We start from the raw sequence: 6955 nt of genomic DNA, 5'->3' as shown, positions 1-6955 counted from the left end.
GGACTGGGGTGGGGATGGGGGCCGGAGTGGCGGCCGGGGTTGCGGCTGCGGCTGGGGCTGGGACGAAGGGGACGCCGGGGGTGCCGGCACCCGTGCCGGTGCCAGTGCCCGTACTCGTATCCCCGTTCGTACCGGTGTCGCGCCAGCCGCTCGTCGTCAGGAGTTCCGTCGCGGCCTCGGAGGCGGGCGCGCGCAGGGTGCGCTCGACGGTCTCGGCCGTGGGGCGGTCCGCCGGCTCCTTGGCGAGCAGCGCCTCGATGAGGGCCGTGAGCGGCCCGGCGTTGCGCGGCGGGGCCAGCGGGTCCATGGCGATCGCGTACGCCGTCTCGACCGCGGTGTTCTTGCGGAACGGCGGCCGTCCTTCGACCGCCTGGTACAGCGTCGCGCCCAGCGCCCACAGGTCGGAGGCGGGGCCCGGGGTGCCGCCCTTGACGCGCTCGGGCGCCAAGTAGTCGATGGAGCCGACCAGTTCGCCGGTCTTGGTGAGCGTGGACGTACCACTGGCCACCGCGATGCCGAAGTCGGTGAGTACGACCCGGCCGTCGTCGCCGAGCAGGACGTTGCCGGGCTTGACGTCACGGTGCAGGACGCCGGCCGCATGTGCGGCGCGCAGTGCGGCGATCATGCCGCGGCCGATGCGGGCGGCCTCGTTCGGCGGCACGCCGCCGCCGGAGAGCGCGGCCTCCTTGATGACGTCCCCCAGGGTCACGGAGGGGACGTACTCCATGACGATGCAGGGCAGGCCCGCGTCGTCGACGACGTCGTGCACGCCGACGACGTTGGAGTGGTTGATGCGGGCCGCGGCCTGAGCCTCGCGGCGGGTGCGTTCGTTACGGGTGGCCAGCTCGTCCGGCTCGAGCTGGAGCGAGGCGGCGTGCAGGCGCTTGACGGCGACCTGGCGGCCCAGCAGTTCGTCGTGTGCCCGCCAGACGGTGCCCATGCCGCCCTGGCCGATGCGTTCGAGCAGGCGGTACCGCCCGGCGACCAGCCGACCCTCGTCCACCGCAGCCTCCGACACCGCACGCCCTCCGGCTCCCCCGTAACCCGTCAGAGAACAACGATAGTCAACAGGGCCACACCCGTTACCGGCCGGTCGTCGCCGAGTCCGGGATCTCAGGGTCCGGCCAGGGTTGTCACTGATGCCCGGTGCCGGTTCCGCTTGTCACCATGGGCGCATGAACGATGCTTCTCCGTCCGGGCCGCCGCACGGCGCGACCGCCGATCCGCCGCCCCTGCCGCCCCCGCCGCCGCTGCGGCGCAGCCGGCGGCAGAAGGTGGTGGCCGGGGTGTGCGGCGGGCTGGGGCGGCACTGGGACCTGGACCCGGTGATCTTCCGCATCGTGCTCGCCGTACTGGCCGTCAGCAGCGGCATCGGCCTCATCGTGTACGGCTTCGCCTGGCTGCTGATCCCGCTGGACGGCGAGGACGAGAACGAGGGGCGGCGGCTGCTGTCCGGGCGGGTCGAGGGCACGGCGCTGACCGCGATCCTCGTCGCGCTGGTCGGCTGCGGGCTCTTCCTGTCGGTACTGGGACGGGGCGGCGGCCTGGCGTTCACGCTCATGCTCGCGCTCGCGGTGGCCGGGTCGGCGTACTGGTCGAAGCAGCGGCGGGCCGCGGCGCACGGGTCCGGTCCGGTGGACGCGGCGACCGCGCAGGCCGTCGCGGACGCGCCGCCCGAGACGCAGGCGCCGCCCGCGCCGAGCAGCCCTTCGTGGTGGCGGGACCCGCTGACCAAGGAAGGTGCGGGGGCGGGTACGCAGGCGGGCCGCAGCGGGTATCTGTGGGGGCCTGCTGACACGCCGTCGCACGAGTCGTACGAAGCGGCGGGGGGCGGTGCGTACGACGGGAAAGCTGCGTACGACAGCGCGGGTGCGTACGACAGGAACGGTTCCTACAACGGGAACGGTGCGTACGACGGGAACGGCTCGTACGACCGGAATGGCGCCTCCGCGGTGCCGGAGACGCGCAAGCCGCGGCGGCCGGCTCGGGCACGGTCGATCGGCGGGCTGACGTTCCTGCTGGCGCTGGTGGCGGGCGCGGTGGCCGCGATGCCGTCCTGGCACGGCGGCTCGCTGCCCGCGAGCCTGCAGGCGGGACTGGCGGCCGCGCTGGTGGTGTTCGGGCTCGGCATGGTGCTCAGCGCGTGGCTGGGCCGGACCGGCGGCGGCACGGTCTTCATGGTGGTGGTCACCGCCCTGCTGCTGGGCGCGACCACCGTCCTGCCGCGCAGCATCACCACCGACTGGGACGCCCGCACCTGGTCGCCGTTGACGACGGCCGCCGTCCGGCCCGCGTACGAACTGGGCGCGGGCGACGGCCACCTGGACCTCAGCGGGCTGCGCCTGAAGGAGGGGCAGACGGTCCGGACGCACGCCGAGGTGGGCGCCGGACGGCTGCAGGTCACGCTGCCGGAGGGGGTACGGACGCGCGTACGGGTCGATGTCGGGCTCGGCGACATCCGGCTGCCCGGCGAGGCGGCCGAGGACATCGACGTCTCGCCCGACCGGGCGCGGACCGTCACGCTGCCCGCCCACGGCCTGAAGAAGGGCGAACGGCCGCACGGCACGCTGGACCTGCGGCTGGAGGTGGGGATCGGCCAGGCGGAGGTGGAGTACGCGGGGGCGACACCCGAGGTGCCGGGGAAGCCAGAGGTACCGGGGAGGCCGGCGGCACCGGCGCCGGATGCCCCGGACGTACCGGACAAGCCGGCCGCGCCGGCGCATGAGGAGGTGGCCGACCGTGCTGCGGCATGAGTTCCAGCCCGCCCGGCTCGTCACGGGCCTGACCGCGCTCGGCATCGGCGGCGTCTACGTGCTGGACGCCGCCGGCCGGGTCGACGTGCCCGGCGCGTGGCCGCTGATCGCGCTCCCCGCCGGCCTCTTCCTCTCGGGCGGCGTCTCGGCGCTGTACGGCCTGGCCCGCCGACGGCGGGGCGCGGAGCTGCCGCCGCCGGAGGAGCAGCCGGTCAGCCGATGAGCCGGCGGCCGAAGCGGCGGCGGCGCTTGGCGTAGAGCGCGTCGAGGGAGAGGTACGGCGTACCGGCCAGGATCAGCGGCAGCCAGGCCATCAGGTACGCGAGGTCGTTGCCGAAGTAGTACGGCGTCGTCGACCAGCTGACGGTCAGCCAGAAGCTCAGCGAGATCAGCGCGCCGCCGGTGGCCGCGAGCCGGCCGAGGAGGCCGAGCAGTATGCCGAGGCCGACCGCCAGCTCGCCCGCCGCGATGACGTAGCCGAAGACCGCCGGGCTGTGCAGCGCCAGGTCGACCAGTTGCGGTACGCCGGCGGAGGGCCGGGACTGCCGCATCAGCTCGCCGATCGAGCCGTTGCCGGAGGCCGCGAAGAACCCCGGCTCGGTGAGCTTGTCCAGGCCCGCGTAGACGAAGGTCACGCCGAGGAAGATCCGCAGCGGCAGCAGCGCGTACCGGCCCAGTGTCCCGCGCAGTCCCGTCGGCCCCGCGTCGCCGCCGGTCCCTCCGTGGCCCATCGCGAGTGAGCTTCCTCTGTGCACCATGGTGTCCTCCCGCGTCTGTGCCGCCGCCCGGCGCGGACGATTCTGCCCACGGGCGGGCGTTCGAAGACTGATACGGGCCGGGCGTCACAGAACATTCAACGGAAGCGGACGGCGCCAGGATGCGCGCCGCACCGCGTCACTCCTGGATGAACAGCGGATACGCGGCGGATTCGACGCCGGCGGCCGTGATGACGCGGACCTCGGCGCGGCCCGGCTCCACGTCGGCCGGTACCGGGACGACCAGCGTGCCGTCCGCCGGGTTCGCGAAGCCGCCGGGGACCGGCACCAGCGGGACGTGCACGTCGACGTCGCCGATGCGGACGACCGTACGGGCCAGCCGGTGCGGCGGCTGCGCGCCCGGCGGGACGAAGCCGCTGCCGCGGATCTCGATGTCGTCACCGGTGCGGACCGGCCCGTCCAGGCCGCCGATCTCCCGGGCCCGTACGACCGACAGCACGACCGGGCGGGCGCCCTCCGCGTACTTGCCCGCCAGGTACGTCGCCGCGCTGACCGCGGCCAGCGCCACCAGCCCCCACGGGAGGTCCGGGAGCCGGTCCGGTTCGGTGCCGAGGCGGACCGCGGCGAAGGCCACGGCGACCGCGTTGAGCAGGACGTACTGCGCGTCCGCGAAGCTGCCGCGGCCGGCGTCGTCGGTCAGCAGGTCCCCGGCGCGCGGAAATTCGGCGGGCACCTTCTGCTGGCGCCCGGCGGCGAGGCGCACGGACACCAGCCGGGCGGCGACGGCCGCCGCCGCGCAGGCCAGCGCCACGACGGTGAGCAGCCCGGCGCCGCGCGCGAGGCCGAGCCCGGCCAGCAGGCGGCGACGCTCATCGGCGTCGGGGGCCAGCGCCAGCCGGGCCGCGAACATCAGCACCGCCCAGACGACGGGCAGCAGCCAGGCGGCGGCGACCGTACGGGAGGTGGACAGGCGGCTGTCCGCGCCGGTGACGGGCGCGAGGAGGCCGCCGTGGGCACGGTGCCGCCAGGCGAGCGCGGTGAGCAGCGCGGCCAGGACGACGGCGGCGGCCAGTGCGGCGGTACGGGCGTCGGTCCAGCCCGCGCCGATCGCGGTGAGCGCCTGCCCGATGAGCAGCACGGCAACGGCGCCCCACAGGACGAGCGGGGTGCGGCGCCAGAGGGTCTCGCGCCGGGCGCGGCCTTCGGCGGCGGCGCGTTCGGCGACCGTGCGGGCCGACTGGGCCAGCTCGTCGGAGATCCACTGGCGAGCGGCCCCGGCGGAGTGCGCGAGCGCGGCCGGCACGCCGCACCCCGCGGCGAAGCCCTCCCGCAACGCGAGGAACGCGGCGACCGCCTGCCGGTGCCCCGTCCGGGCGCCGTCCGGGCAGTCCCCGCAGCCGCATCCGCCCCGGGCGCCCGTCTCCGCCCCCGTACGCGCGCTCCCACTCGTACTCGTGCGCGTCTCCGCCCCTGCTCCCGCCGCCGCGTCCACCGACACTTCCGTACCGCCCGCTACCCGTAGCCGTGAACCGCTCCCTGATGGCAGCGATGGCTGCGCATTGTGCCGAGGTGGCGGGGGCGGGCGCCAGCCGCGCTGCTCCGGGGCGTGCGGGCGGGGCGTGCGGACGGGGCGGGTCCGGTGCTCGGCCGCGGCGCGTCCGCGGTTCAGCCGTGGTCCAGCGGTGGCTCAGCCGTGGCTCAGCCGTGGCTCAGCCGAACAGCTCCGGCTCCTCGCGGCTGATCTGCTGGAACAGCGGCTGGTAGTTGATCCACGCGACCAGGTCGCTGCCGAGCTGTTCGCGCGTGCGCAGCGCGTTGCCGTGATCGATGAGTACGGGCTTGCCCGCGGCCTTCGCGGTGAGCTGCACCTGGCAGGACCGTTCCATCGTGAGGAACCACCAGGCCGCGGCGTCCACGGAGTCGCCGACCGTCAGCAGCCCGTGGTTGCGCAGGATCACCGCCTTGCGCGGCCCGAGCGCCGCCGCGATCCGCGCCCCCTCGGCCTCGTCGACGACGACCCCCGTGTACTCGTCGAACAGCGCGTGGTCCTCGTAGAACGCGCACACGTCCTGCGTGATCGGCTCCAGCGGCTCACCGAGCGCGGCCAGCGCCCTGCCGTACGTGGAGTGGCTGTGCGCCGCGGCGACGACGTCGGGGCGGGCGGCGTGGATCTGCGCGTGGATCGCGAACGCGGCCTGGTTGACGTGGTGGCGGCCGTCGACGACCTGCCCCTCGCGGTTGACGAGGAGCAGATCGCTCACGGTGATGTGCCGGAAGGACATCCCGAAGGGATTCACCCAGAAGCAGTCGGTGAACTCCGGATCCCGGGCGGTGATGTGGCCCGCCACTCCCTCCGCGAAGCCGTACCGGCCGAAGAGCCGCAGCGCCGCGGCGAGCCGCTCCTTACGGTACCGGCGCTCCTCCTCGACGGTCGCGTGCGTCGGCGGCATCGCGAACTGAAGCTGGTCGGTGGGTATCGGCGTCGGCTCGGGCATGGCGGTTCTCCTCTTCGTACGCGTGCGTACCGGCGGCTCGCACCGGAAGCTACGCCGCCGTAAGTGAAGAGGCCAGTGGTGCCCGTTACTTCTCTTCCTGGCCGCTCATCAGGCGGACGCCGCGGAGCAGCGCCGAGTGGTCCAGGTCCCCGTCGCCGCGGGCCACGGCCGAGGCGATGAGCTGGGTCGCGGTGGCGCCGACGGGCAGCGTCGCGCCGACCGTGCGGGCGGCGTCCGTGACGATGCCCATGTCCTTGTGGTGCAGCGCGAGCTTGAAGCCGGGGCGGTACTCGCCGGCGAGGAAGTTCGCCTTCTTCCGGGTCAGTACCGCCGAGCCGGCGAGCCCGCCGTTCAGCACCTCCAGCGCGGCTTCCAGGTCCACCCCGGACTTCTCCAGGAAGCCGACGGCCTCGGCGCACGCCTGGATGTTGACGGCGACGATGAGCTGGTTGGCGGCCTTCACGGTCTGGCCCGCGCCGTGCGGGCCGCAGTGCACGATGGTCGTGCCCATGGCTTCCAGTACGGGCCGGGCGGCCTCGAAGTCGGCCTGCTCGCCGCCGACCATGATCGAGAGCACGCCCTCAATGGCGCCGGCCTCACCGCCGGACACGGGCGCGTCCAGCACCCGCACGCCGTGCTCCTTGGCCCGCGCGGCCAGGTCGATCGACGTCTGCGGCGTGATCGAGGACATGTCGATCAGCAGCGCGCCGTCCTCGGCGTTCGCGAGAATGCCGTCGTCCCCGTACGCCACCTCTTCGACCTGCGGCGATGCGGGCACCATCGTGATCACGACATCCGCGCCCCGCACGGCCTCGGCGATGCTCGCGGCCTCCACTCCCCCGGCCTCGACCAGCGCGCCGGCCTTACCGGGGCTGCGGTTCCACCCGCGGACGGTGTGCCCGGCCTTCGCCAGATTGACCGCCATCGGGCTGCCCATGATCCCGAGTCCGATGAAACCGATGGTGCTCATGCCGTACGCCCCACTTACTTC

The 6955-nt window shown here is 74.3% G+C and carries 6 protein-coding genes and 1 pseudogene; 2 read left to right on the top strand and 5 right to left on the bottom strand.

The genetic code is table 11. The features are described 5' to 3' along the window. The coding region (locus IG84_RS0115585) for a serine/threonine-protein kinase (protein WP_245659366.1) at positions 1 to 940 on the bottom strand (940 nt) is incomplete at its 3' end. Positions 941 to 1175: 235 nt separating this feature from the next. Between IG84_RS0115585 and IG84_RS0115580 the strand changes: the two genes are divergently transcribed. Both IG84_RS0115580 and IG84_RS0115575 read left to right on the top strand, forming a co-directional pair. Continuing rightward, positions 1176 to 2753, top strand: a complete 1578-nt coding sequence (locus tag IG84_RS0115580; RefSeq protein WP_063761801.1) for a PspC domain-containing protein — start codon at positions 1176 to 1178, stop codon at positions 2751 to 2753. Continuing rightward, a complete protein-coding gene (locus IG84_RS0115575; RefSeq protein ID WP_051861748.1) occupies positions 2740 to 2976 on the top strand; it encodes a hypothetical protein in 237 nt (78 codons plus the stop codon). The genes IG84_RS0115580 and IG84_RS0115575 overlap by 14 nt, the downstream gene beginning before the upstream one ends. Here IG84_RS0115575 and IG84_RS0115570 read toward each other — a convergent pair. From IG84_RS0115570 to IG84_RS0115555, 4 genes and pseudogenes are all read right to left on the bottom strand, one after another. Next, the gene (locus IG84_RS0115570) at positions 2966 to 3511 is read right to left on the bottom strand and encodes a DoxX family membrane protein (RefSeq protein WP_031056663.1); all 546 of its coding nucleotides are present in this window, start codon (positions 3509 to 3511) and stop codon (positions 2966 to 2968) included. The two genes, IG84_RS0115575 and IG84_RS0115570, sit on opposite strands and share 11 nt — an antisense overlap. A gap of 136 nt (positions 3512 to 3647) precedes the next feature. Next, positions 3648 to 4961 (bottom strand): hypothetical protein, encoded by a 1314-nt coding sequence (locus IG84_RS0115565; protein WP_051861747.1) that lies wholly within the window; start codon positions 4959 to 4961, stop codon positions 3648 to 3650. A 217-nt stretch (positions 4962 to 5178) separates the two neighbouring features. After that, positions 5179 to 5970, bottom strand: a pseudogene (locus IG84_RS0115560) (class II aldolase/adducin family protein); the annotation flags it as partial. Positions 5971 to 6049: 79 nt separating this feature from the next. Beyond that, on the bottom strand, positions 6050 to 6934 hold the full coding sequence (locus IG84_RS0115555; protein WP_031056655.1) for a 2-hydroxy-3-oxopropionate reductase: 885 nt from the start codon (positions 6932 to 6934) through the stop codon (positions 6050 to 6052). Between the last annotated feature and the right edge of the window lie 21 nt (positions 6935 to 6955).

This window comes from Streptomyces ochraceiscleroticus, assembly GCF_000720485.1.
Classification (GTDB): domain Bacteria; phylum Actinomycetota; class Actinomycetes; order Streptomycetales; family Streptomycetaceae; genus Streptomyces; species Streptomyces ochraceiscleroticus.
The sequence above is the reverse complement of the archived record's forward strand: the minus strand, read 5'-3'. Positions and strand labels throughout refer to the sequence as shown.